Annotated in this window: 17 protein-coding genes; 11 read left to right on the top strand and 6 right to left on the bottom strand. The window is 60.0% G+C overall.

Features of this window, described 5'->3' with window-relative positions; genetic code table 11:
- The first annotated feature begins 41 nt into the window (after positions 1-41).
- The 11 genes from chvG (at position 42) to trxA (ending at position 16,809) form a co-directional block, all read left to right on the top strand.
- Positions 42-1,832, top strand: coding sequence for a two-component system sensor histidine kinase ChvG (chvG, locus tag PH605_RS05290; protein ID WP_078052255.1), 1,791 nt, complete (start codon positions 42-44; stop codon positions 1,830-1,832).
- On the top strand, positions 1,822-2,286 hold the full coding sequence (locus PH605_RS05285) for an HPr kinase/phosphorylase (RefSeq protein ID WP_142844472.1): 465 nt from the start codon (positions 1,822-1,824) through the stop codon (positions 2,284-2,286). The genes chvG and PH605_RS05285 overlap by 11 nt, the downstream gene beginning before the upstream one ends.
- A gap of 125 nt (positions 2,287-2,411) precedes the next feature.
- Positions 2,412-2,813, top strand: coding sequence for a PTS sugar transporter subunit IIA (locus tag PH605_RS05280; protein WP_003505374.1), 402 nt, complete (start codon positions 2,412-2,414; stop codon positions 2,811-2,813).
- Positions 2,814-2,824: 11 nt separating this feature from the next.
- Positions 2,825-3,100, top strand: coding sequence for an HPr family phosphocarrier protein (locus PH605_RS05275; protein WP_003521181.1), 276 nt, complete (start codon positions 2,825-2,827; stop codon positions 3,098-3,100).
- Between the two features lie 128 nt (positions 3,101-3,228).
- On the top strand, positions 3,229-4,629 hold the full coding sequence (gene ahcY, locus PH605_RS05270) for an adenosylhomocysteinase (RefSeq protein ID WP_035264116.1): 1,401 nt from the start codon (positions 3,229-3,231) through the stop codon (positions 4,627-4,629).
- A gap of 208 nt (positions 4,630-4,837) precedes the next feature.
- Positions 4,838-7,420, top strand: coding sequence for a sensor histidine kinase (locus PH605_RS05265; protein ID WP_065656805.1), 2,583 nt, complete (start codon positions 4,838-4,840; stop codon positions 7,418-7,420).
- Positions 7,417-8,928 (top strand): tRNA (adenosine(37)-N6)-threonylcarbamoyltransferase complex ATPase subunit type 1 TsaE, encoded by a 1,512-nt coding sequence (gene tsaE / locus PH605_RS05260; protein ID WP_142844471.1) that lies wholly within the window; start codon positions 7,417-7,419, stop codon positions 8,926-8,928. The genes PH605_RS05265 and tsaE overlap by 4 nt, the downstream gene beginning before the upstream one ends.
- A gap of 16 nt (positions 8,929-8,944) precedes the next feature.
- The gene (locus tag PH605_RS05255; RefSeq protein WP_065657022.1) at positions 8,945-9,682 is read left to right on the top strand and encodes a nucleotidyltransferase family protein; all 738 of its coding nucleotides are present in this window, start codon (positions 8,945-8,947) and stop codon (positions 9,680-9,682) included.
- Positions 9,679-12,864, top strand: coding sequence for a double-strand break repair protein AddB (gene addB / locus PH605_RS05250; RefSeq protein ID WP_142844470.1), 3,186 nt, complete (start codon positions 9,679-9,681; stop codon positions 12,862-12,864). The genes PH605_RS05255 and addB overlap by 4 nt, the downstream gene beginning before the upstream one ends.
- Positions 12,854-16,411 carry a double-strand break repair helicase AddA gene (gene addA, locus PH605_RS05245; RefSeq protein WP_142844469.1) on the top strand — a complete coding sequence of 1,186 codons (3,558 nt, stop codon included), beginning with the start codon at positions 12,854-12,856 and terminating at the stop codon, positions 16,409-16,411. The genes addB and addA overlap by 11 nt, the downstream gene beginning before the upstream one ends.
- 77 nt (positions 16,412-16,488) lie before the next feature.
- On the top strand, positions 16,489-16,809 hold the full coding sequence (gene trxA, locus PH605_RS05240; RefSeq protein ID WP_003505361.1) for a thioredoxin: 321 nt from the start codon (positions 16,489-16,491) through the stop codon (positions 16,807-16,809).
- Positions 16,810-16,856: 47 nt separating this feature from the next.
- On the opposite strand, the gene PH605_RS05235 is transcribed toward trxA, so the two are convergent.
- The 6 genes from PH605_RS05235 to PH605_RS05210 form a co-directional block, all read right to left on the bottom strand.
- On the bottom strand, positions 16,857-18,236 hold the full coding sequence (locus PH605_RS05235; protein WP_174039765.1) for a bifunctional folylpolyglutamate synthase/dihydrofolate synthase: 1,380 nt from the start codon (positions 18,234-18,236) through the stop codon (positions 16,857-16,859).
- 86 nt (positions 18,237-18,322) lie between these two features.
- Positions 18,323-19,219 (bottom strand): acetyl-CoA carboxylase, carboxyltransferase subunit beta, encoded by an 897-nt coding sequence (accD, locus tag PH605_RS05230; RefSeq protein WP_142844467.1) that lies wholly within the window; start codon positions 19,217-19,219, stop codon positions 18,323-18,325.
- 27 nt (positions 19,220-19,246) lie between these two features.
- Positions 19,247-20,086 (bottom strand): tryptophan synthase subunit alpha, encoded by an 840-nt coding sequence (gene trpA, locus PH605_RS05225; protein WP_080853285.1) that lies wholly within the window; start codon positions 20,084-20,086, stop codon positions 19,247-19,249.
- A gap of 4 nt (positions 20,087-20,090) precedes the next feature.
- Positions 20,091-21,311: a tryptophan synthase subunit beta gene (gene trpB / locus PH605_RS05220; RefSeq protein ID WP_065656810.1), complete on the bottom strand. Its 1,221-nt coding sequence runs from the start codon at positions 21,309-21,311 to the stop codon at positions 20,091-20,093.
- 1 nt (position 21,312) lies between these two features.
- Positions 21,313-21,975: a phosphoribosylanthranilate isomerase gene (locus tag PH605_RS05215; RefSeq protein ID WP_065656811.1), complete on the bottom strand. Its 663-nt coding sequence runs from the start codon at positions 21,973-21,975 to the stop codon at positions 21,313-21,315.
- A gap of 102 nt (positions 21,976-22,077) precedes the next feature.
- Positions 22,078-22,845 (bottom strand): M48 family metallopeptidase, encoded by a 768-nt coding sequence (locus PH605_RS05210; protein ID WP_142844466.1) that lies wholly within the window; start codon positions 22,843-22,845, stop codon positions 22,078-22,080.
- Positions 22,846-22,910: the final 65 nt, after the last annotated feature.

The raw sequence follows: 22,910 nt of genomic DNA, 5'->3' as shown, positions 1-22,910 counted from the left end.
GAAGGGGCCACCCGATATGGGGGTGGTGAGGACTTGAATACGTGTTGAAGAAAACGCCGGAAACCGTCTCGGACAGCGACGATGCCGAAGAACGCGGCAGCGAACGCCGCCATCGTATCCATCCGCTGACGATCATCCGACGCATTTTCGGCAATGCGGTGTTTTCCAGCCTCACGCGCCGCATCCTGTTCTTCAACGTCGCGGCGACGGTGGTTCTGGTCGGCGGCATTCTCTACCTCAATCAGTTCCGCGAGGGGCTGATCGATGCGCGCGTGGAAAGCCTGCTGACGCAGGGCGAGATCATCGCTGGCGCTGTCTCCGCTTCCGCCTCGGTCGATACCAATTCGATTACCATCAATCCGGAAAAGCTGCTCGAATTGCAGGCGGGGCAAAGCATCACCCCTGCCCCTAATGACGAGGATTTGAGTTTCCCGATCAATCCGGAACGGGTGGCGCCGGTGCTACGACGGCTGATTTCGCCGACGCGTACCCGCGCGCGGCTGTTCGATGCCGACGCCAATCTGCTGCTCGATTCACGTCATCTTTATTCGCGCGGTCAGGTTCTGCGCTTCGACCTGCCGCCGGTAACGCCGGAGACGCAGACCTGGGGCGACTGGTTCACCAGCATGTTCAACCGCATGCTGCAGCCGAGCAGCCTGCCGCAATATAAGGAAGCGCCTGGCGGCGACGGCTCGATCTATCCCGAAGTGATGAATGCGTTGACCGGCGTGCGCGGCGCGGTGGTGCGCGTCACTGAAAAGGGCGAGCTGATCGTTTCAGTTGCCGTGCCGGTGCAACGCTTCCGGGCGGTGCTCGGCGTTCTGCTGCTCTCAACGCAGGCGGGCGATATCGACAAGATCGTGCATGCGGAGCGCCTCGCCATCATGCGTGTCTTCGGCATCGCCACGCTGGTCAATATCGTGCTGTCGCTGCTCCTGTCATCCACCATCGCCACACCGCTGCGGCGGCTTTCCGCTGCCGCAATCCGCGTGCGCCGCGGGGCGAGAACCCGCGAGGAAATACCGGATTTCTCGGCGCGTCAGGATGAGATCGGCAATCTTTCGATTGCACTGCGTGAAATGACGACGGCGCTTTACGACCGTATCGACGCCATCGAAAGCTTCGCCGCCGATGTCAGCCATGAGCTCAAGAACCCGCTGACCTCGCTGCGCAGCGCCGTGGAAACCCTGCCGCGCGCCAAGACCGAAGAGTCGAAACAGCGCCTTACTGAAATCATCTTCCACGATGTGCGCCGCCTCGACCGCCTGATCAGCGACATTTCAGATGCCTCGCGGCTCGACGCCGAACTGGCGCGCGCCGACGCCTCGCCGCTCGATCTCGATGTGCTGATGAAGGGTCTGGTGGATATATCCCGCCAGATAAGCACCAAGAAGAAAAGCGTGACGATAGACTATGTCGTCGACCGGAAAGCGGGCGCGAAAACCTCATTCGTGGTGAATGGCCACGACCTACGTATCGGCCAGATCGTCACCAACCTCATCGAGAATGCGCGCTCCTTCGTTACCGAGGAAAGCGGTCGCATCACCGTGCGCCTTTCCCGTCACAAGGATCGCTGTATCGTGCAGGTGGAGGACAACGGGCCCGGCATTCAGGCCGAAGACATCGACCGGATTTTCGAGCGCTTCTACACCGACCGGCCGGCCAGCGAAGGGTTCGGACAGAATTCCGGCCTTGGCCTTTCGATCAGCCGCCAGATCGCCGAAGCCCATGGCGGCAGTTTGCGGGCGGAAAACGTGGTCGACAAATATGGCGTGATTTCCGGCGCGCGCTTCACCCTGTCGCTGCCGGCGGCCGAAACCCATGAACGCTGAACGCTTCAACCTGCACGCCACCGCCATCACCGTTCAAAACACCGGCATCCTTTTCGTCGGGCCTTCGGGCAGCGGCAAAAGCGAGCTTGCCTTCAGCTTCCTGACGGAGGCGGAACGCTGCGGATTACCGGCGGCGCTGATCGCGGACGATCAGATTTTCGTGTATCGCGATGGCGACAACATCATTGCCGAGCGGCCGGAAGCGATCGCCGGCCTGCTGGAATTGCGCGGTAGCGGTATTGTTTCCGTCAAAAGCATTGCGCGCGCTCCACTACATTTTGCGGTCACGACAGTCCTTTCAGGGACGAATCCGAGACTTCCCGAAGATGACGAGGTGTTTTCCCTGCCCTGCGGCGGGCACATCAGGCTTCTGCGCATTCCGCTTTCCAGTCTTACACCCTATGGAAAATTTGCTGCACTTGCTCAGAATCTTTTTGAAACGAATGTGAAGTGACGATGATTCGGGCGATTTTAGGCTTGCGATTCGCATTTTCCTCATCAAGATGAAATCCCACCGATGGACAGGATTGCCGCGTTGCGATAGTCGGCAATGAGAGTGCGTGTGCAAGGGAGCATTTCATGATCGGACTAGTGCTTGTCACCCATGGCAAGCTGGCTGAGGAGTTTCGCCATGCGTTGGAGCATGTCGTCGGTCCCCAGAAATTGATCGAGACGGTCTGTATCGGTCCCGAAGACGACATGGATCAGCGCCGGCAGGATATCATCGACGCCGTTGCGCGCGCCAATGACGGCAATGGCGTGATCATCCTGACGGATATGTTCGGCGGCACGCCTTCCAATCTCGCGATTTCCGTCATGAATAACGGCAATGTCGAAGTCATCGCAGGGGTCAATCTTCCCATGCTGATCAAGCTTGCAGGCGTTCGCAGCGAAGATAATATGGACAAGGCCCTTCAGGACGCATCCGATGCCGGCCGCAAATATATCAACGTCGCCAGCCGCGTTTTGAGCGGCAAGTGAGAAGTCAGCCCATGTCGCCATTCTCCCGGGAACTACCGATCATCAACAAACGCGGTCTTCACGCCCGGGCTTCTGCAAAATTCGTGCAGATGGTCGAAGGTTTTGACGCGACGATCACGGTTTCCAAGGATGGCATGACCGTTGGCGGCACCTCCATCATGGGCCTGATGATGCTGGCCGCCAGCCCCGGCTGCAGCGTTTATGTCGAGGCAAGCGGCAACCAGGCGAAAGAAGCGCTGGAAGCACTGGAGGCGCTTGTCGCCGACCGCTTCGGCGAAGAAGCCTGAGCCGGAACCATATAAAGACATAAAGACTTCTTTATATCATCATTGCCAGATCGTTCGTGGCCTGCTAAACCGCTGCTACGTTTAAGAGCCGGACCGCAAGGTGCGGCGTTTCTGATCTGGAGAACTTCATGAGCCTTGAGAAGGACTACATCGTCGCCGATATCAACCTTGCCGCATTCGGCCGCAAGGAACTGGACATCGCCGAAACCGAAATGCCGGGCCTGATGTCCTGCCGCAAGGAATTCGGCGAAAGCAAGCCGCTGAAGGGCGCACGTATCACCGGTTCGCTTCACATGACGATCCAGACCGGCGTTCTCATCGAAACGCTGAAGGAACTCGGCGCGGACATCCGTTGGGCGTCCTGCAACATTTTCTCGACGCAGGATCATGCAGCGGCGGCCATTGCGGCAGCCGGCATTCCGGTATTCGCCGTCAAGGGTGAAACCCTGACGGAATATTGGGAATATACCGACAGGATCTTCCAGTGGGCCGATGGCGGCCTCTCCAACATGATCCTCGACGATGGCGGCGACGCCACCATGTACATTCTGCTCGGCGCACGCGCCGAAGCCGGTGAGGATGTTCTGTCCAACCCCGGTTCGGAAGAAGAGGAAATTCTCTTCGCGCAGATCAACAAGCGCCTCAAGGCTTCGCCCGGCTGGTTCACCAAGCAGCGCGACGCACTGAAGGGCGTCACGGAAGAAACGACGACCGGCGTTCACCGTCTTTACGATCTCAGCAAGAAGGGCCTGCTGCCCTTCCCGGCGATCAACGTCAATGACAGCGTCACCAAGTCGAAGTTCGACAACAAATACGGCTGCAAGGAATCGCTGGTGGACGGCATTCGCCGCGCAACCGACGTGATGATGGCCGGCAAGGTTGCCGTGGTCTGCGGTTACGGCGATGTGGGCAAGGGTTCGGCAGCATCGCTGCAGGGCGCCGGCGCCCGCGTGAAGGTCACCGAAATCGATCCGATCTGCGCGCTTCAGGCCGCCATGGATGGTTTCGAGGTCGTTCGTCTGGAGGACGTGGTTTCCTCCGCCGATATCTTCATCACCACCACCGGCAACAAGGACGTGATCCGCATCGAGCATATGCGCGAGATGAAGGACATGGCGATCGTCGGTAATATCGGCCATTTCGACAATGAGATTCAGGTCGCATCGCTGCGTAACCTGAAGTGGACGAACATCAAGCCGCAGGTCGACATGATCGAGTTCCCGAAGGGCAACCGCATCATTCTTCTGTCCGAAGGCCGCCTGCTGAACCTCGGCAACGCCACCGGTCACCCGTCCTTCGTCATGTCGGCCTCCTTCACCAACCAGGTGCTGGGCCAGATCGAGCTCTTCACCAAGCAGGGCGAATACAAGAACGAAGTTTACGTGCTTCCCAAGCACCTCGACGAGAAGGTTGCGCGCCTTCATCTTGAGAAGCTTGGTGTGCGCCTGACCGAACTTTCCGACCTTCAGGCAGATTATATCGGCATCTCGAAGGAAGGTCCGTTCAAGGCCGAACACTACAGATATTAATTTCATAGTTAATATCCACTGAAATTACACAATATCTAGATGCCGTGCGCTTGACAAAGCGCGCGGCATCTTTTTTGCGCGCTCCCTTTTCGCAGATTTATGAAGGCGGTATTGTCATCAGACTTGATTCGGACACGCCAAAGGGCGGCGGGGACGAAATGGGATGTCTTGTCGAAGATGCGGCACATAGGACGGAGACAGACCGGGGATGTCGGTTCAAAATTCGGATCTGCGCAAGCAGACAGTTCAACGCGTTGAAAACACGCAAGCGGGCGTGGCATTGAGCGCGGCTCTTGCGCGTTGCCGGCAGGTTGTCAGTGCGGTTCAGACAGGCTTTGCGAGGCTTCCTGTCCTGCTTTCGGGCACGGTTCTCGCCGGCTCGACAACCGTTGTGATGGCCCAGGACGGGCTTGTGGCAAAGACCGGCGCGCGATTGTTCTCGTCCGGAGAAACCATTACCTATTCGCTTTTCGTCGGCATGCTTTCAGCAACGCTATTTTCCGTCGTCTGGCTGGTGCGCCAGCGCGGTAATATCGAGGCGGAAAGCAGCGAATACCGACAGGCGCTTGCCCAGTCCCACCACAAGATCGCGAAATACGAGGCGTTGATTTCCGACAAGAGCCGCCGCATCGTCATCTGGGATGGCGCGGACAAGCGGCCCGAATTTCTGGGACAGCTGCCGGCCGAGACGGGTGTGCCGCAGGCGGATCACGATTTTCTGGCCTTTGGCCGCTGGCTGAAGCCGGCATCCGCAAGCCAGCTTGAAAAATCCATCGAAAAACTCCGCAGCCATGCCCAGAGTTTCGACCTGACCATCGAGACGCAGCGCGGTGAAGTCATCGAAGTGCAGGGCCGGGTTTCCGGGGGCAATGCCTTTGCGCGTTTCATCGCGCTTAACAATCTGCGCGCCGAACTCGCTGAATTGCAGGTGGAGCGCGAGCGCCTGATCGCTTCCGTCTCGACCTTTCAGGAACTTCTCGATTCCATTGAGCAGCCAGTCTGGCGGCGCAATGGCGAAGGCGACCTCATCTGGGTCAACCACGCCTATGCCCAGGCGGTGGATGCCCGTGACACCGAACAGGCCGTTCATGAAAAACGCGAACTGCTGAACACGGTTACCCGGCAGAAGATACGCGCGGCCGCGACACCGGAATCGCCCTATCACGACCGTATTTCGACGGTGGTTTCCGGAAACCGCACCTTCTTTGACGTTGTCGACATCAAGACGGCGGGTGGGTCCGCCGGCATCGCCATCGATGCCACCGAGGCCGAGACCATCGGCGAGGAACTCAAGCGGGTTCTGAAGAGCCACGCCGAAACGCTCGATCATCTGGCAACGCCTGTCGCCATTTTCGACGGCCGGCAGCGGCTGCAATTCTACAATCAGGCTTTTGCGGCTCTCTGGGGTCTCGATCTCGTTTTCCTCGAATCCAGCCCTGACAATTCCGAGCTTCTGGACAGGCTGCGCACCGCCGGCAAATTGCCGGAGCAGCTGAACTGGAAGAACTGGAAGGAGACGGCGCTTTCCGTCTATCGTTCGCTGGACACCAAGACCGATCTCTGGCACCTGCCGAACGGCCAGACCCTGCGGGTCATCGCCACTGCCCATCCGCAGGGCGGCGCGACCTGGGTTTTCGAGAACCTGACCGAGCAGGTCGATCTGCAGATGCGCTACAACACGCTTGTAAAGGTGCAGGGCGAAACCATCGACCATCTGGCCGAAGGTGTGGCCGTGTTCGGTGCCGATGGGCGCATTCGCCTGTCCAACCCGGCATTCCGGGCGCTCTGGGGCGTGACCGCGGAACAGGCTGAGACCGGCACCCATATCCGCGCCATCGAAACCGCCTGCACGCAATCCTATGACAGGCCGGACGGCTGGCGTGCTTTCAGCCAGTTCATCACCAGCTTCGACGATGAGCGGCCGTCGCGGCAGGGCACACTGGAACTGCTTTCCGGCCTCGTGCTCGACTACGCCATCATTCCGCTGCCGGATGCGCAGACCATGCTGACCTTCGTCAACATGACCGACAGCGTGCGGGCCGAGCGGGCGCTTAAGGAAAAGAACGATGCGCTTCTGAAGGCCGACGAGCTTAAGAACGATTTCGTGCAGCATGTTTCCTACGAGCTGCGCTCACCGCTGACGAATATCATCGGCTTCACCGATCTCCTCAAGACACCCGGCATCGGCCAATTGACGGAACGGCAGGCGGAATATCTCGACCATATTTCCACCTCATCCTCGGTGCTCCTGACCATCGTCAACGATATTCTCGATCTCGCGACCGTCGATGCCGGCATCATGCAGCTCAATTATTCGGAAAACGATCTGAACGAATTGCTTGAAGACGTTTCGGTGCAGATCGCCGACCGGCTGCAGGAGAGCGGAATTTCGCTCGAGATCGTTGCACCCGCCCATCTCGGCAGTCTGGTGGCCGATCATCAGCGGCTGAAGCAGATTCTCATCAAGCTCCTGACCAATGCGATCAATTTCGCACCCGAAGGTTCCTCCGTGCAGCTTTCCTGCCAGCGTAGCGAAGGCGACTTCGTGTTCTCCGTGGCGGATAAGGGTCCGGGCATTCCTGAGGACATGCTGAAGAGCGTGTTCGACCGCTTCGCGACGCGCGGCAATGGCGGGCGGCGAACCGGTGCGGGGCTTGGCCTTTCCATCGTCGAAAGCTTCGTCAGCCTGCATCATGGCACGGTCAGCATCGACAGCCGCCCCGGCAACGGCACTATCGTCACCTGCCGCATTCCTTCCGGCACACGGCCGCATTCCATCGCCGCAGAATGAGCGAAGACATCTTGCCGATCACCATTCCCCTTGCGGGAGAAAAGGACACCATCAGGCTCGGTGAAGACCTCGCGCTGGCTTTGAAACCCGGCGATTGTCTGGCCCTGATCGGCGATCTCGGCGCCGGCAAATCGACGCTTGCCCGCGCCTTCATCCGGGCAATGGCGGACGAGCCGGATCTTGAAGTTCCGAGCCCCACCTTCACGATCGTCCAGACCTATGCCGCCCGTATTCCAGTCGCCCATCTCGATCTCTACCGGCTTTCGGATGTTTCGGAACTGGACGAACTCGGCATCGATGAGATGCTGGAGGATGGCATCTGCCTGATCGAATGGCCGGATATGGCCGCCGAGATCCTGCCGCCGGAGCAGACCGTCACGCTCCGGCTGACGCATTCCGGCGAAGGGCGGCTCGCCTCCATCGAGGCTCCGGCAAAGCTGAAAGCACGACTTGAACGGGTTTTCGCCATCCGCGCGTTTCTCGCAAAAAATGGCAGGGGCGACGCGGCCCGGCGTTTTCTCAGCGGTGACGCCTCAACACGCGCCTATGAGACCGTTTTCACTGACGGCCCGGACCTTATCCTTATGGATTGGCGACGTCCCCTCAAGGGTGCAATCATTGCGGATGGCAAGACCTACGCGGAAATCGCCCATCTTGCCCAGGACGCCCGCTCTTTTGTCGCGATCGGCAATTATCTTAGAAATAACGGCCTTTGCGCCCCTGAGATTCTGGCGGTGGATATCGATCAGGGTATTCTGTTGCTGGAGGATCTGGGGCGGGATGGCGTACTTGCGCCTGACGGAACGCCTATGGAGGACCGCTATCTGCAAAGCGTCGCCTGCCTTGCCGCACTCCATCAGGCCCCGCGACCTGGCCTGCTGCCGGTGGGTGACGGCAGCGCCTATGAGGTTCCCCCGTTCGACCGACAGGCGATGAAAATTGAAGTATCGTTGCTGGTGGAGTGGTATCTGCCCTACAAACGCGGCACACAGCTCTCCGATGGCGAGAAGTACGACTATTACGCCCTGTGGGACAGGCTGATCGACGCGCTCGCTGGCTGCGAAACCGGCCTTCTGCTGCGCGATTTCCATTCGCCAAATATTCTGTGGCAGGCGCAGAATAACGGCATCCGGCAGGTCGGCCTGATCGATTATCAGGACGCGATGATCGGCCCGAGCGCTTACGATCTTGCCTCCATCGTGCAGGACGCCCGTGTCACCATCTCACCCGAATTGCAAGCGCGCCTGCTTTCGCACTATCTCGACAGCAGGAGAAGCGCGCCCTCTTTCGATGAGGCTCTTTTCCTCAAGGCTTTCGCCATCATGTCGGCGCAACGCAACTGCAAGCTCGCCGGTATCTGGGTGAGGCTGTTGGAACGAGACGGAAAACCCGGTTATATGAAACATATGCCGAGGACGTTCCGCTATCTCAGTGCAGCGGTTTCGCATCCGGAACTCGCACCGCTCAAAGACTGGTGCCTGCGCATGGGCATGGAATTCGACGACTGAAAGACGGTTGACCACGATGACGATTAAAAATGCGATGGTGCTGGCCGCCGGGCTTGGCACGCGGATGCGCCCGATCACGGATACGATACCGAAGCCGCTCGTCCAGATCGCGGGCAAGCCGATGATCGATTATGCGCTCGACGCGCTTGTCGAAGCCGGTGCGGAAACCATTGTCGTCAATGTGCACCACCACGCGGAACAGATGGTCGCCCATCTTGAGCAGCGCACCGACGCCGAAATCCTGATTTCCGACGAGCGGACGCAACTGATGAATTCCGGCGGCGGTCTCGCCAAGGGCCTGAAGCTTCTTGAACCCGGCCCGGTCTTCGTCATGAATGCCGATCTCTTCTGGATTGGCGAGCAGCTGAATGCGGTCAGCAACCTGCGCAAGCTTGCGCAATTCTTCGACCCGACCCAAATGGACATGGCGCTGCTCTGCGTCGACATGGACCGCACCACCGGGCACAATGGCAAGCGGGATTTCAACCTCTCCGCCGATGGAAAACTGACGCGGTATCGCGATGGCGATCCGAACCCCGTGGTTTATGCCGGAGCCATCGCCATGGATTCGCGGCTGCTGGACGATGCGCCGGCGGATGCCTTCAACCTCAATATCTATTTCGACCGCGCCATTGAAAGAGACCGGCTTTTCGGGCTTTCTCTGGATGGCCACTGGATCACTGTCGGCACGCCGGATGCGATAGACGATGCTGAAAGCATCATCCGCCAATTCAGGGAAAAACGCTCTGCATGACGCTCACCCACCACGCAAAGCGCGTTCTGACGATCGCTGCGGGAACACCGTTCCTCAAGACGCTCGCGGAAACGCTGTGTGACGGGACACTGACAGCCGGCTATAAATACGACCCGGCCGATCCGCTCTCGCTTGCCAAGGTGACGATCTACGTGCCGACGCGCCGCTCCGCCCGTGTGCTGCGCTCCGAATTCGTCGATCTTCTGGGCGGCCGGTCCGCCATTCTGCCGCTGATCCGCCCCTTGGGCGAAACGGATGACGACAGCGGCTTTTTCGAGATCGAAAATCCTGAAATCATGGATCTGGCGCCGCCGATTTCCGGCACCGGCCGACTGATCGAGCTGGCGCGTCTTATTCTCGCCTGGCGCAACAGCCTGCCGGATGCCATCCGGGCCATCCATTCCGATTCGCCGCTTGTCGCCCCCGCCAGCCCCGCAGACGCCATATGGCTGGCGCGTGCGCTTGGCGAGGTGATCGATGCAATGGATACGGAAGAAAAGGACTGGGAAGCGCTTCAGCATCTCGATACTGGCGATCACGCCCAATGGTGGCAACTGACGGCGGATTTCCTGCGCATCGCCAGCGTCTTCTGGCCGGCGCGGCTTGCCGAACTCAACCGTTCCTCGGCCGGCCGGCATCGCAACGCCATCCTGCGGGCGGAAGCGAACCGGCTTGCCAATTTGCCGGATACGGGACCAATCATCGTCGCCGGGTCGACGGGTTCCATTCCTGCCGCAGCCGATCTTATCGCCGCCGTTGCGGCCCTGCCCCAGGGCACCGTCGTGCTTCCGGGGCTAGATCTCGCCATGCCGGAGGAGCAGTGGGAGGCAATCGCCGAGGACCCTACCGATCCTTCGAGCCGCACCCACTCGCAATATGGGCTTTATATGCTGTTGCAGAAGCTCGGCATCCTGCGCAACGATGTGGTTCAGATCGGCGCCATCGATGGCGATCTGGAAAAGCGCGCAGCCGTGTTTTCGGCCGCACTCGCGCCAGCCAAATCCACCAGCGGCTGGAATCGCTGGCGCGAGGACAGGCAACCCGGCTTTTTCGACGACGCCTTCGCAACGGCCACGCTGATAGAAGCCGCCAATGAGCGCGAGGAGGCAACAGCCATCGCGGTGGCTTTGCGGCTTGCGCTTGAAGCGCCTGGCGCTGGGCGTCCGTCGCAGGCAGCGCTGATAACACCGGACCGCGGGCTGGCGCGGCGCGTGGCAACGGAGTTGCAGCGCTTCGGCATCGAAGCAGACGACTCGGCCGGTACGCCGCTCTCCGCCACCCCACAAGCGGGGCTGACGCAACTGGCGCTGGAAGCGATCCTGAGGCCCGGCGACCCGGTGCCGATCATTTCCCTTCTGAAACATCCGCTTAGCCGCTTCGGGCTTTCCGATGAAGCTTTCGCGAAAGCCTCCAAAGCGCTGGAGTTGATCGCGCTGCGCGGCGGCCGTGTGGAGACCGAAATCGGCAATCTGGAAGCTGTTCTGGAGGCACAGCTTTTGGCGCAGCGCGACGACCGGCACCCGCCTGCCTGGCGGCTGGCGCTGCCAGAGGCAAGCGCGGAGGCTGCGCGCGACCTGGCACGGCGGATTGCCGTTGCGACCGAGCCGCTCGGTTCCGCCTTTGTCCGCAAAGATCGATCCGGCCGTGCCTTCACCGATAAATTGCCGCTGTCCGTTTGGGCGGAGCGGACGGGCCGCGTGATCGAAGCCATCTGCGCAGATGAAAACAGCGATCTTGCCGCGCTCTGGTCCGGTGAAGCGGGAGACAAGCTTTCCGAGCTGTTCGGCGAGCTGATGGAAAGCGGCGAAATCCTCGATGCGGATGGACCGCAATGGATCGATATTTTTGCGGCACTGGTAGCCGGTGAATCGATCAAGCCAAGATCGATGCGTCATCCGCGCATTTTCATCTTCGGCGCGCTTGAGGCACGGCTGCAAAGCGTCGATACCGTTGTCATCGGTGGTCTCAATGAAGGGCTCTGGCCGGGGCAGACGGCGAATAATCCCTTCCTGTCCCGCACCATGAAGACCGCCATTGGCCTCGAACCGCCTGAACGGCGCATCGGTCAGCTGGCGCATGATTTCGAGATGGCAAATGGCACCCGACAGATTTTTTACACCCGCGCGCTGAGGCAGGGCTCAACGCCCGCCGTCGCCTCACGCTGGCTCCAGCGTCTTCTCGCGCTGGGCGGCGAGGATGTTGCCGATAGACTGAGGAAGCGCGGCGAGACCTATCGCCATTGGGCGGGATTGATGGATGAAAGCATCGATCAGGAAGCGGCAAAGCGCCCTGCGCCGAAACCACCAGCCGCGTTGCAGCCGACGCGCTATTCCTTCAGCGAAGTGGGGCGCCTGCGCCGCGATCCCTATTCGATCTATGCGCGGCGCATCCTGAAGCTGGACCCACTCGACCCCTTCAATCGCGATCCGAACGCCGCCGATCGCGGCACGCTCTATCACGCGATCATCGAGCGCTATTCCCGTGAGGGACATGTTCCCGGCACACCGGCCTCGCTTTCGGCCATGCAGCGCATTCTCGACGAATGTTTCGATGCGGAAAACCTGCCTCCCCATGTGGATGTCATCTGGCGGCCGCGTTTTGCAGCGGTAGCGCGCGCATTTATCGACTGGGAAAAAGAACGTCATCCATCCATTCGCCACAGCTTCTACGAGGCTCGCGCCGGGCAGGAAATCGTCGAGGCGGGCATAAGGCTGACGGGGATCGCCGACCGCATCGACGTCAAGACAAACGGTCAGGCGGATATTATCGACTACAAGACGGGGCTTGCGCCTTCCGTCAATCAGGCGCGCGCGCTGCTCGACCCGCAGCTTGCGCTCGAGGCGGCGGCCTTGATGCGCGGCGCCTTCCGCGAAGCCGGTTCGCCCACACCGGAAAACCTCATCTATGTTCGCCTGCGGCCTGGCGAGCGTTTTTTTGCCGATCAGGTCAATAACGAACATTCCAGCCGAAGCGGCAAAAGACCGCCGAAATCGGCGATTGAGCTCGCGACGGAATCGATCGAACAGCTCACCAAATTCGTCCATTCCCTGCGTGACGGCGAAAACGGCTTCGCCTCCCGCCTCGTGCCGGAAGAGCAACAATCCTATGGTGGGGAATATGACCACCTCGCCCGCGTTGCGGAATGGTCGACGGCAGAACCGGGAGACGGCGATGACGATTGATCCCTTCGATTCCGGCCCCGCCGCCGACACGCCTGAGAGCTGGATCGACTGGACCAGCGCCCGGCAGCGGCTTGCCTCCGATCCCGCAAGCTCTGCCTGGGTGTCGGCCAACGCCGGCTCCGGCAAGACCCATGTTCTGACCCAACGCGTCATCCGCCTGCTACTGGCCGGATGTAGACCTTCGGCGATTTTGTGCCTTACCTATACAAAGGCCGCGGCGTCGGAAATGTCCAGCCGCGTCTTCGACCGTCTGGCGGAATGGGCTACTTTGCCGGATTCCGATCTCAAGGACCGCATCGCCGCCATCGAAGGCAAGGTGCCCGATCGCATCAAGCTTGCCGAAGCGCGCAGGCTGTTTGCCAAGGCGCTGGAAACGCCGGGCGGGTTGAAAATCCAGACGATCCACGCCTTCTGCGAGGCGTTGCTGCATCAGTTCCCACTGGAAGCCAATGTCGCCGGCCATTTCTCCGTTCTTGACGACCGCGCCGCAACCACGCTGCTTGCCGAAGCACGCCGTTCGCTTCTAACGGCGGTTTCGACGGAACGGGACGCGGAGCTGGCGCAATCGCTCGCTTATGTGCTCGATCTCGCCGACGAAAGCGGACTGGAATCGCTGCTTTCCGCCATCATCGCCAATCGCAGCGCCCTTCGCGCCTTTCTTCTGGACGCCAAACAGTCGGGCGGCATCGATGCGCGGTTGCGGCAGGCGATGCAGATCGCAGACGGGGAAACCGAAGAAACCGCGGCAGCCGCCTTCTGGCCTCTGCCCGGCCTCTCAGGCCTTGCGCTCGATACGTATCTCGCCCTTGCCGACGAGGTGGGTGGATCACGCGTCATCGATGTCGCTTATGCGCTCAGGGAGGCAAAACGACAGTCGGACCCCGTGCGGCGGATGGAATTCATCGAAGCGGCACTGCTGACAGCCAAGGGCGAAAAGAAATCGGATGCCTATGTCATCAACAAGGGCATGCAGAAATCCGCCCCCGAACTTCTCGATGCGCTGACGCTGGCGCGGGACCATGTCGTTTCCTGCCGCAACCGATATCGTCTGGTGCGGATGCTGGCGGCGACAAAATGCGCCCTTGTTCTGGCCGAAAGGCTGATCGGCGATTTCGAAGACCTGAAGAAACAGCGAAGCCAGCTCGATTTCGAAGACTTGATCGAGCGCGCGGCCAACCTTCTCAACCGCGATACGGCCGGCGCCTGGGTGCACTACAAGCTGGATCAGGGCATCGACCATATTCTCGTCGATGAGGCGCAGGATACCAGCCCGGTGCAATGGTCGATCATCCAGTCGCTGGCGGCGGATTTCTTCACCGGCGAGAGCGCCCGCCTGGGGCGGCGCACGCTTTTTGCCGTGGGCGATGAAAAACAGTCGATCTATTCATTCCAGGGCGCCCGGCCGGAACGGTTTTCGCAGGAGCGCGAAGAGACCAAAAAGCGCGTCGATTCCGTCGATCAGGCCTTTCACCGTATCCGCCTGCCGCTTTCTTTCCGGTCCACGGAGGATGTTCTGGCCGCCGTCGATCAGGTCTTTTCAGACCCGAATAACGCCAGCGGCCTCAGTGCCGATAACGAGCCGGTGGAGCACCGATCCAACCGTGCCGGCCATCCCGGCACCGTGGAGGTGTGGGACATGGTGGCGCCGGAAACCGCCGAAGACGAAGAGGATTGGACAGCGCCCTTCGATGCGCTGCGGGAAAGCGCGCCGGCCACCATCGTCGCCCGCCGGATCGCCGCGCGCATCGCCGATATGATCGGAAGCGAGACCATCATCGAAAAGGGCGTCGAGCGCGCCGTGGAGCCAGGCGACATTCTGGTTCTCGTCAGAAAACGCCATGCCTTTGTCAACGCGCTGACGCGCGAGCTGAAACGACGCAAGAATATTCCCGTTGCCGGCGCCGACCGCCTTCGCCTGACTGACCACATTGCCGTGCAGGACCTTCTGGCGCTCGGCCATTTCGTGGTCCTGCCCGAAGACGATCTTTCGCTCGCCGCACTGTTGAAGAGCCCGCTCTTCAACCTGACCGAAGATGACGTTTTCAACATCGCCGCCATGCGATCGGAAACGGAGAGCGTCTGGAAACGGCTGCAAACCCTTTCACAGGGAGAGAATAGTCATCTTTCCACCGTTACCGCCAAGCTGGAAGGTTTCATCGCGCTTTCCAAAACGGCCACCGTGCATGACTTCTTTGCAGCGGTCCTGACCCTGCATGACGGGCGCAAAAAATTCCTCGGCCGGCTTGGCAATGAGGCGAGCGACGTTCTGGATGAGTTCCTGTCCTTTGCGCTGGACCACGAAAGAACCGGTCTGCCCGGCCTTCAGGCCTTTCTCTCCGTTCTGGAAACCGATTCACCGGAGGTGAAGCGCGAGCAGGACAAGGATCGTGGTGAAGTACGCATCATGACCGTGCACGCCTCCAAGGGCCTTGAGGCGCCGGTCGTTTTTGTCGTCGATGGCGGTTCGAAGGCCTTCAATCACAGCCATGTGCCGAAACTGCGCTTCATCGAAGCGGGCGAGGACGCCTTCCCGGTCTGGCTGCCCGGCAGCGGCTTTTCAAACCATCTCATTCGCTCGGACGAAGAACGGCTGAAGACCGCAGCCGAAGACGAATATCGACGGCTGCTTTATGTGGCGATGACGCGCGCCGCCGATCACCTCGTGGTCTGCGGTTATCGCGGTCAGAAGGAAAACCCCGAATGCTGGCATGCCATCGTCAAGGCGGCGCTTGCCAACAATGAAGACCATTGCAAACCGCAGCTTTTCATGGCCGATGGCGAGGAATGGCAGGGGCTTGTCTGGCGTAAATCCGAGGCTCGCGCGACATCTCTCCCGCAAAGGCTGCCGGAAAAGCAGCAGGACGAAGAATATGCTCTTCCGCCCGGGCTGCTTGCTCCCCTGCCTGCCCTGCCCTCCTTGCCAAGGCCGCTTAGCCCTTCCGGTGCAGGCACCATCATCGATGACGGTGCGGATGTTCTTGCCGTGCGTTCGCCGCTTTTCGGCGAGAAAGCCGATGTCTCTTCGCTTGCGCTGCAACGCGGCCGGCTGGTGCATCGCATGCTGCAGGCCCTGCCGGATTTTGCCGAGGCGGAGCGGGAAGAGGCTGCCCGCCGCTATGCGGAGCGAGCGGCCCGTTTCTGGCCTACGGGCGAACGTGAGCATTTGATCCGGGCGGTTCTGCGGGTCATCTCCGAACCGGCGGTGCAACCGGCCTTTTCCGCCAACAGCCGCGCGGAAATCTCCATCATGGGCACGATGACGATCGGCCGGCAGCACTATGCCGTCTCCGGCCGTGTCGACCGGCTGGCGGTGGACGGTGATCGCGTTATTCTGGTCGACTACAAGACGAACCGGGTTCCGCCGCGCACGGCGCGCGAGATACCTTTCTCCCACACCGCGCAGCTTGCCATCTATCGCGAAATTCTTGCACCGCTCTATCCCGGCAAGGAATTCGTCTGCGCGCTGATCTATACGGAAAATGCCGCTTTTGTGCGGGTTGACGATGATGCAATGACGCAGGCTCTTGCCGCAATAAAGACAAAGTGAGATACCGGGGCATTGAAATTCCGACGCGCCCGCATCACATCGATAGCGGAAAAGTTTAGCTGAAAGGAGAGCCAGATATGGCTACCGTAAAAGTCGATGCCGCCAACTTCCAGTCCGAAGTCCTCGAATCCGCCGAACCCGTCGTGGTGGATTTCTGGGCCGAATGGTGCGGCCCGTGCAAGATGATCGCGCCGAGCCTTGAGGAAATTTCGTCGGAGCTTGCCGGCAAGGTCAAGGTCGCGAAGCTCAACATCGACGAAAACCCGGAACTGGCTGCCCAGTTCGGCGTGCGCTCCATCCCGACGCTCGCCATGTTCAAGGGCGGCGAAGTGGCCGACATCAAGGTTGGCGCTGCTCCCAAGACAGCGCTGTCCGCCTGGATTTCCGGCGCCGCATAAGCAATATCAATGGAATGAAAAAAGCCCGGCATCGCTGCCGGGCTTTTTTATTGGGGAACCGTGCCGTTGAAGGCAAGCGCGTTGCCGGCAAGATAAAGCGAGCCGCCGATCAGGATGCGCGGCGCCGGTCCTTCGGGGTCGAAGCGGCGCGAAAGCTCTTCCAGAGCATGCGTGAGGGACGAGGTGGGGGCCGCCACGAGACCGGCATCGAAGGCCGCATGGGCAAGTACGACGGGATCGATCGCCGCATCTGTGCCGCCAATCGGCACGGTGAAGACATATTCGGCAATATCGGCGAAGGCCTTGAAATAGCCCACCGGATCCTTGGTATTGATCATGCCTGCAATGATGAACAGTGGGCGTGGCGTCTTTTCCTCAAAGCCGGCCATCGCTTCGGCAATGACTTCGCCCGCGCCGGGGTTATGACCGCCATCGATCCAGATTTCCGAATCCTTCGGGGCCATTTCAGCGATTTTGCCGGTCAGGATGCGCTGCAGACGGCCGGGCCATTCCACGGAGGTCATGGCTTTTTCGATCATCCGTTCCGTCACCTCGAAACCGGCGGCCTTGACGGCGCGGATCGCGGCGGCGGCATTGGCAAGCTGATGGCGGCCGGGAAGCCGCGGCAGCGGCGCATCGGCCAGGCCGAACTCATCCTGATAGACCATGCGGCCGAATTCTTCATGGGCGGAAAAATCCTGCCCATAGACCGATACCGGGCAACCGAGCCGCTCCGCCGTGGCGACGAGCGTTTCGAGCGCCGCATCATATTCCTGATGGCCTATGACGACGGGGGAACCCTTTTTCATGATTCCCGCCTTTTCCGCCGCGATCAACTCAACGCGGTCACCGAGATAAGCCTCGTGATCGAGCGAAATCGGCATAATGATAGAGACAGCGGGGTTGTTGATCACATTGGTCGCATCGAAACGCCCACCAAGACCCACCTCAACGATAGCTGCGTCAGCCGGATGTTCCGAAAAAAGAAGGAACATAACCGCAGTCAGAATCTCGAAGACGGTAATCTTTTGGCCTTCGTTGGCAACTTCAATACGGCGCAGAGCATCCGCGAAGACAGCATCATCGACAAAGCGCCCCCTCTCGCCGGCCACACCGATGCGATAGCGTTCATGCCAATTGACGAGATGTGGCTTGGTGTGCACGTGCACGGGAAGTCCGGCTGCTTCCAGCAAGGCCCGACAAAAGGCGCTGACCGAGCCTTTGCCGTTGGTGCCGGCGACATGGATGACGGGCGGCATGCTATTTTGAGGATTGCCGAGTTTCTCAAGGAGCCGGGAAATTCTATCGAGCGAAAGATCGAACCCCTTGGGGTGGAGCTGCATCAGCTCTTCAATGATCTTCTCGGCCTCACCGATCGCGGGCTTCGTCATGTCTTCCGTTCGCCTTTCAGGCGTTTTGCTTGCCATTTGTCCGCCGCACCAAAGATGAAATCATGCAACGTATAGTATCATCCCGAAGGCAGTTTATGCCTCCGGGCGACATATTTTTTTCCTCAGGCCGAAGCGGCCAACGGGACGACCGAATTTGCATTCCCAGCAGGCGCTTTGGTCATGATCTTGAGCAGATTGGCCAGCATGTCGGGGATTTCGCGGCGATCAATGACCATATCCACCATGCCGTGTTCCAGCAGGTATTCCGAAGTCTGGAAGCCTTCGGGAAGCTTTTCGCGAATGGTCTGCTCGATCACGCGCTTGCCTGCGAAGCAAATCTCGGCGCCCGGCTCGGCGATATGCACATCGCCCAGCATGGCGTAGGAGGCCGTGACGCCGCCGGTCGTCGGGTTTGTCAGAACCACGACATAGGGCATTCCCGCTTCTTTCAGCATGTTCACCGCAACCGTGGTACGTGGCAGCTGCATCAGCGAAAGAATGCCTTCCTGCATACGTGCGCCACCCGAGGCCGGGAACATCACGAGCGGGCAACGCTCGGAAATGGCGCGCTCGAAGGCCTTGACGATGGCTTCGCCCGCCGCGATGCCAAGCGAACCACCCATGAACTGGAATTCATGCACGACGGCGACGATCTTCAGGCCTTTCAGGAGGCCAACGCCGGCAAGGATTGTGTCTTCCTGCTCGGTCTTCGTGCGGCTGTCGCGCAGGCGGTCGGTGTATTTTTTGGAATCGCGGAACTTCAAGGGGTCCTGCGCCACCTTCGGCTGCGGCAGTGCTTCATAGACACCGCCATCGAAAAGATCGGCAAGACGTGCCTTGGCCGGCATCTTCATATGGTAGCCGGAAGCCGGGATGACCCACTTGTTGTCTTCCAGATCCTTATGGAAGACCATCTCGCCCGTTTCCGGGCACTTGATCCACAGGTTCTCCGGAACCTCCGGGCGGCGGCCAAGCATGGAATTGATCCGGGGCCGTACGTAATTGGTGATCCAGTTCAACTGACTACTCCTGACTGGGCCGCGCGCTTATTCCGCAGCGGCAAGGCGCGATGCACGCACGCCCGTTGAAAGTCCTTTTACCAGCGTCGTAACGGCCGGTACGGTATCGGCGGTCGCCTGCCCGTCCTTGGTCAGGCTGCCCGCAATCTGGTTGACGATGGCCGAACCGACCACAACGCCATCCGCAACGGCACCGATCGCTTTTGCATGATCCGCCGTTTTAACACCGAAACCGACACAGACCGGCAGTTCCGTATGCGCCTTGATACGACCGACAGCGCCCGAGATCAACGAGGGATCGGGAAGTGCTGAACCGGTGATACCGTTCATCGAGACGTAGTAGACGAAACCTGAGGTATTTTTAAGGACGGCAGGCAGGCGCTTGCCATCCGTCGTCGGCGTCGCCAGACGGATGAAGTTGATGCCGCGCGCGAGTGCCGGGATGCAGAGTTCATCGTCCATTTCCGGCGGCAGATCGACAACGATCAGGCCATCGATGCCGGCCGCGATTGCGTCGTCCAGAAATTTTTCGACGCCGTAGATATAGATCGGATTGTAATAGCCCATCATCACGATCGGCGTCGCGTCATCTCCCTTGCGGAACTCGCGAGCGAGATCGAGCGTGGTTTTCAGCGTCTGGCCGCCTTTCAGCGCGCGCTGGCCGGCCAGCTGAATGGCCGGGCCATCCGCCATCGGGTCGGAAAAGGGCATGCCGAGTTCGATGACGTCGGCACCGGCTTCCGGCAGCGCTTTCATGATGCCGAGCGAGGTTTCAAAATCCGGGTCGCCGCCCATGAAATAGGTAATCAGGGCCGGGCGATTTTCAGCGCGCAGATCGGCAAAGCGCTTGTCCATACGTGCAGTCATGATCTTATACATCCATTCCAAGGAACTTGCTGACGGTGTGGACATCCTTGTCGCCGCGACCGGAGAGGTTCATCAGGATGATTTCATCCTTGCCCATCTTCGGCGCGCGCTTGATGACCTCGGCCAGGGCGTGGCTCGGCTCAAGAGCCGGAATGATGCCTTCAAGGCGCGTCAGCATCTGGAAGGCGTCCAGCGCCTCATGGTCCATGATCGGCACGTATTCCACGCGGCCGATATCGTTCAGCCAGGAATGTTCAGGGCCGATACCGGGATAATCGAGGCCGGCGGAGATGGAATGGCCTTCCTTGATCTGACCGTCCTCATCCTGCAGCAGATAGGTGCGGTTGCCATGCAGCACACCCGGCGAACCGGCGGTGATGGAAGCGCAATGCTCGTCGCCCGAAAGACCCTTGCCGCCGGCTTCGACGCCGATAATGCGGACATTCTTGTCATCGAGGAAAGGATGGAAGATGCCGATGGCGTTCGAACCGCCGCCGACAGCCGCGACAACCAGATCCGGCAGGCGACCTTCGGCCTCCAGCATCTGCGCCTTGGCTTCCTCGCCGATAACGGCCTGGAAATCGCGGACCATTTCCGGATAGGGATGCGGGCCGGCGGCAGTGCCGATCAGATAATAGGTATCCTCGACATTGGTGACCCAGTCGCGCAGAGCCTCGTTCATGGCGTCCTTCAGGGTGCCATGGCCAGCCGTGACCGGCTTCACCTCGGCACCGAGGAGCTTCATGCGGAACACATTCGGGGCCTGACGGGCAACATCCGTCGCGCCCATATAAACGACGCAGGGCAGGCCGAAGCGTGCAGCGACGGTGGCCGAGGCAACGCCGTGCTGGCCGGCACCGGTTTCAGCGATGATGCGGGTCTTGCCCATGCGCTTGGCAAGCAGGATCTGGCCGAGGCAATTGTTGATCTTGTGCGAGCCAGTGTGGTTCAGCTCTTCGCGCTTGAAATAAATCTTCGCGCCGCCAAGTTCCGCCGTCAGGCGTTCCGCAAAATAAAGCGGGCTCGGGCGGCCGGTATAGTGTGCGCCGAGATGCTTGAGTTCCGCCTGAAACGCGGGATCGGTCTTGGCCTTGTCCCATTCCGCCTGCAAATCCAGAATGAGCGGCATCAGCGTTTCGGCAACGAAGCGACCTCCGTAAATGCCGAAACGGCCGTCCTCATCGGGACCAGCGCGAAAAGAATTGGGTGTTGGCGCGTCGTTCACTTCAAGCTCCCTTTGGGCCTTTCGACCAATCATTCACCACATCGAAAAATGCGTCGATCATGGACAAATCCTTGACGCCCGGCGCACTTTCCACACCGGACGATAAATCTAGTCCGCTTGCCCTGGTCTCCGCCAGCGCCTCGGCGACATTGTCCTTGTTCAATCCCCCGGAAAGCATGTAATCCACACTTCCGTCAAGTGATCGCAGGATGGTCCAGTCGAAGGAGACGCCGTTGCCGCCCGGAAGCTCGGAACCGGCAGGCGCCTTGGCATCCAGCAGAAAGCGGTCGGCTATTCCAATATAAGGGTCGATTTTGGCAAGATCAGCAGCATCGCGAATGGAAATCGCCTTCATGACAGGCAGGCCATACAGCGCCTTGATGTTCAGCAGCCGTTCCGGGCTTTCATTGCCATGAAGCTGCAGAATGTCCGGTTTGACGAGATCGACGATTTCATCGAGATAATCATTGTCGGCATTGACGGTGACGGCAACCACCTTGGCGGCACCGCGAGCGCCTTCCGCCAGCCTGCCGGCAAGATCCGGCTCGATGTTGCGCGGGCTTTTTTCAAAGAAAATAAAACCGACGTGGGACGCACCACGCCTGACGGCGCGCTCCAGCGCTTCCGGTGTCTTCAATCCGCAAATCTTGATATCCGGTTTCATACCCGCGACCTGACATGAAATGCGACAAGAGTCGAGCCAAATCGCATCCATTCCCGATGGAATGTTTCACGTGAATCCAGATGGCGATCCGCGCCGCCGGTTTCAATCGAAATCGATGGCGTGAAGTTTGGAACCATGGCGTTTCAGCCAGCTCTTGGCTTCTTCCGTGTGCGGGCAGAGCTTTTCGCACAATGCCCAAAATTTCGGGCCGTGATTCATTTCCCTCAGATGCGCGACCTCATGGGCGGCGAGATAGTCGATGACCTTTTCCGGGGCCATGACGATGCGCCAGGAAAAGCTCAGATTTCCATCATGGGAACAGGAACCCCACCGGCTGCGGGTATCCTTCATGCTGATGGAGCGGACCGGCCGGCCGGCGGTGCGTGCATGAACAGCAACAAGCCGTTCCAGATCCGCCTTCGCTTCCTTCTTGAGGAAGGTCGCTATCCGCCGTCCCAGATGTTCCGGCGCGCCGCTGACCTTCAGAACGGCCATCCCATCGGCGTCTTTCGTGACATATGTCAGCCCTCGCAGGCTGCCAGTATGGTCAATGCGGTGGGCTATGCCGCGAATATCGATGGTCGCACCCGGACGCAAACCGTCGTCGGGGCTGAATTTCACAAGCTTGCCTTCCAGCCAGCCCTGATGCCTCTCGAGAAAATCATCCACCTGGCGGTGATGCAGGCCCATGGGTATCGTCAGCTTCAGCGCCCGGCCGCCGGGTTCGATGCGCAGCGTAATGCGCGTGGCACGCGGATTTTCCCTGACCGTAATCGGCACCTGCCTGCCCGCCACTGCGACGGTGCGCTGGCTGGGCGCAACCTTCTTTGGGGCCGGCGACTTCAGGGATTTTCTGAGGAGCGAAAACATGAACTCTTCATAACCGATTCGTCCGTCGCTTGGCCATGCAAATGCGCGGCACGGCCGGCCGTCTT

Origin of the sequence: Agrobacterium sp. CFBP 3001, from assembly GCF_027871605.1 — a bacterium.
Taxonomy (GTDB): domain Bacteria; phylum Pseudomonadota; class Alphaproteobacteria; order Rhizobiales; family Rhizobiaceae; genus Agrobacterium; species Agrobacterium leguminum.
Note: the sequence above shows the minus strand (reverse complement) of the source record. Positions and strands in the feature narration are given on the sequence as shown.

Excerpts from the sequence above, each read along its gene's own strand:
- PH605_RS05285 (WP_142844472.1), top strand. The coding sequence starts at position 1,822 with ATGAACGCTGAACGCTTCAACCTGCACGCCACCGCCATCACCGTTCAA.
- ahcY (WP_035264116.1), top strand. The coding sequence starts at position 3,229 with ATGAGCCTTGAGAAGGACTACATCGTCGCCGATATCAACCTTGCCGCA.
- addA (WP_142844469.1), top strand. The coding sequence starts at position 12,854 with ATGACGATTGATCCCTTCGATTCCGGCCCCGCCGCCGACACGCCTGAG.
- tsaE (WP_142844471.1), top strand. The coding sequence starts at position 7,417 with ATGAGCGAAGACATCTTGCCGATCACCATTCCCCTTGCGGGAGAAAAG.
- PH605_RS05280 (WP_003505374.1), top strand. The coding sequence starts at position 2,412 with ATGATCGGACTAGTGCTTGTCACCCATGGCAAGCTGGCTGAGGAGTTT.
- trpA (WP_080853285.1), bottom strand. The coding sequence starts at position 20,086 with ATGACTGCACGTATGGACAAGCGCTTTGCCGATCTGCGCGCTGAAAAT.
- trxA (WP_003505361.1), top strand. The coding sequence starts at position 16,489 with ATGGCTACCGTAAAAGTCGATGCCGCCAACTTCCAGTCCGAAGTCCTC.
- PH605_RS05265 (WP_065656805.1), top strand. The coding sequence starts at position 4,838 with ATGTCGGTTCAAAATTCGGATCTGCGCAAGCAGACAGTTCAACGCGTT.
- addB (WP_142844470.1), top strand. The coding sequence starts at position 9,679 with ATGACGCTCACCCACCACGCAAAGCGCGTTCTGACGATCGCTGCGGGA.
- PH605_RS05215 (WP_065656811.1), bottom strand. The coding sequence starts at position 21,975 with ATGAAACCGGATATCAAGATTTGCGGATTGAAGACACCGGAAGCGCTG.
- PH605_RS05210 (WP_142844466.1), bottom strand. The coding sequence starts at position 22,845 with ATGTTTTCGCTCCTCAGAAAATCCCTGAAGTCGCCGGCCCCAAAGAAG.
- PH605_RS05235 (WP_174039765.1), bottom strand. The coding sequence starts at position 18,236 with ATGGCAAGCAAAACGCCTGAAAGGCGAACGGAAGACATGACGAAGCCC.
- PH605_RS05275 (WP_003521181.1), top strand. The coding sequence starts at position 2,825 with ATGTCGCCATTCTCCCGGGAACTACCGATCATCAACAAACGCGGTCTT.
- PH605_RS05255 (WP_065657022.1), top strand. The coding sequence starts at position 8,945 with ATGACGATTAAAAATGCGATGGTGCTGGCCGCCGGGCTTGGCACGCGG.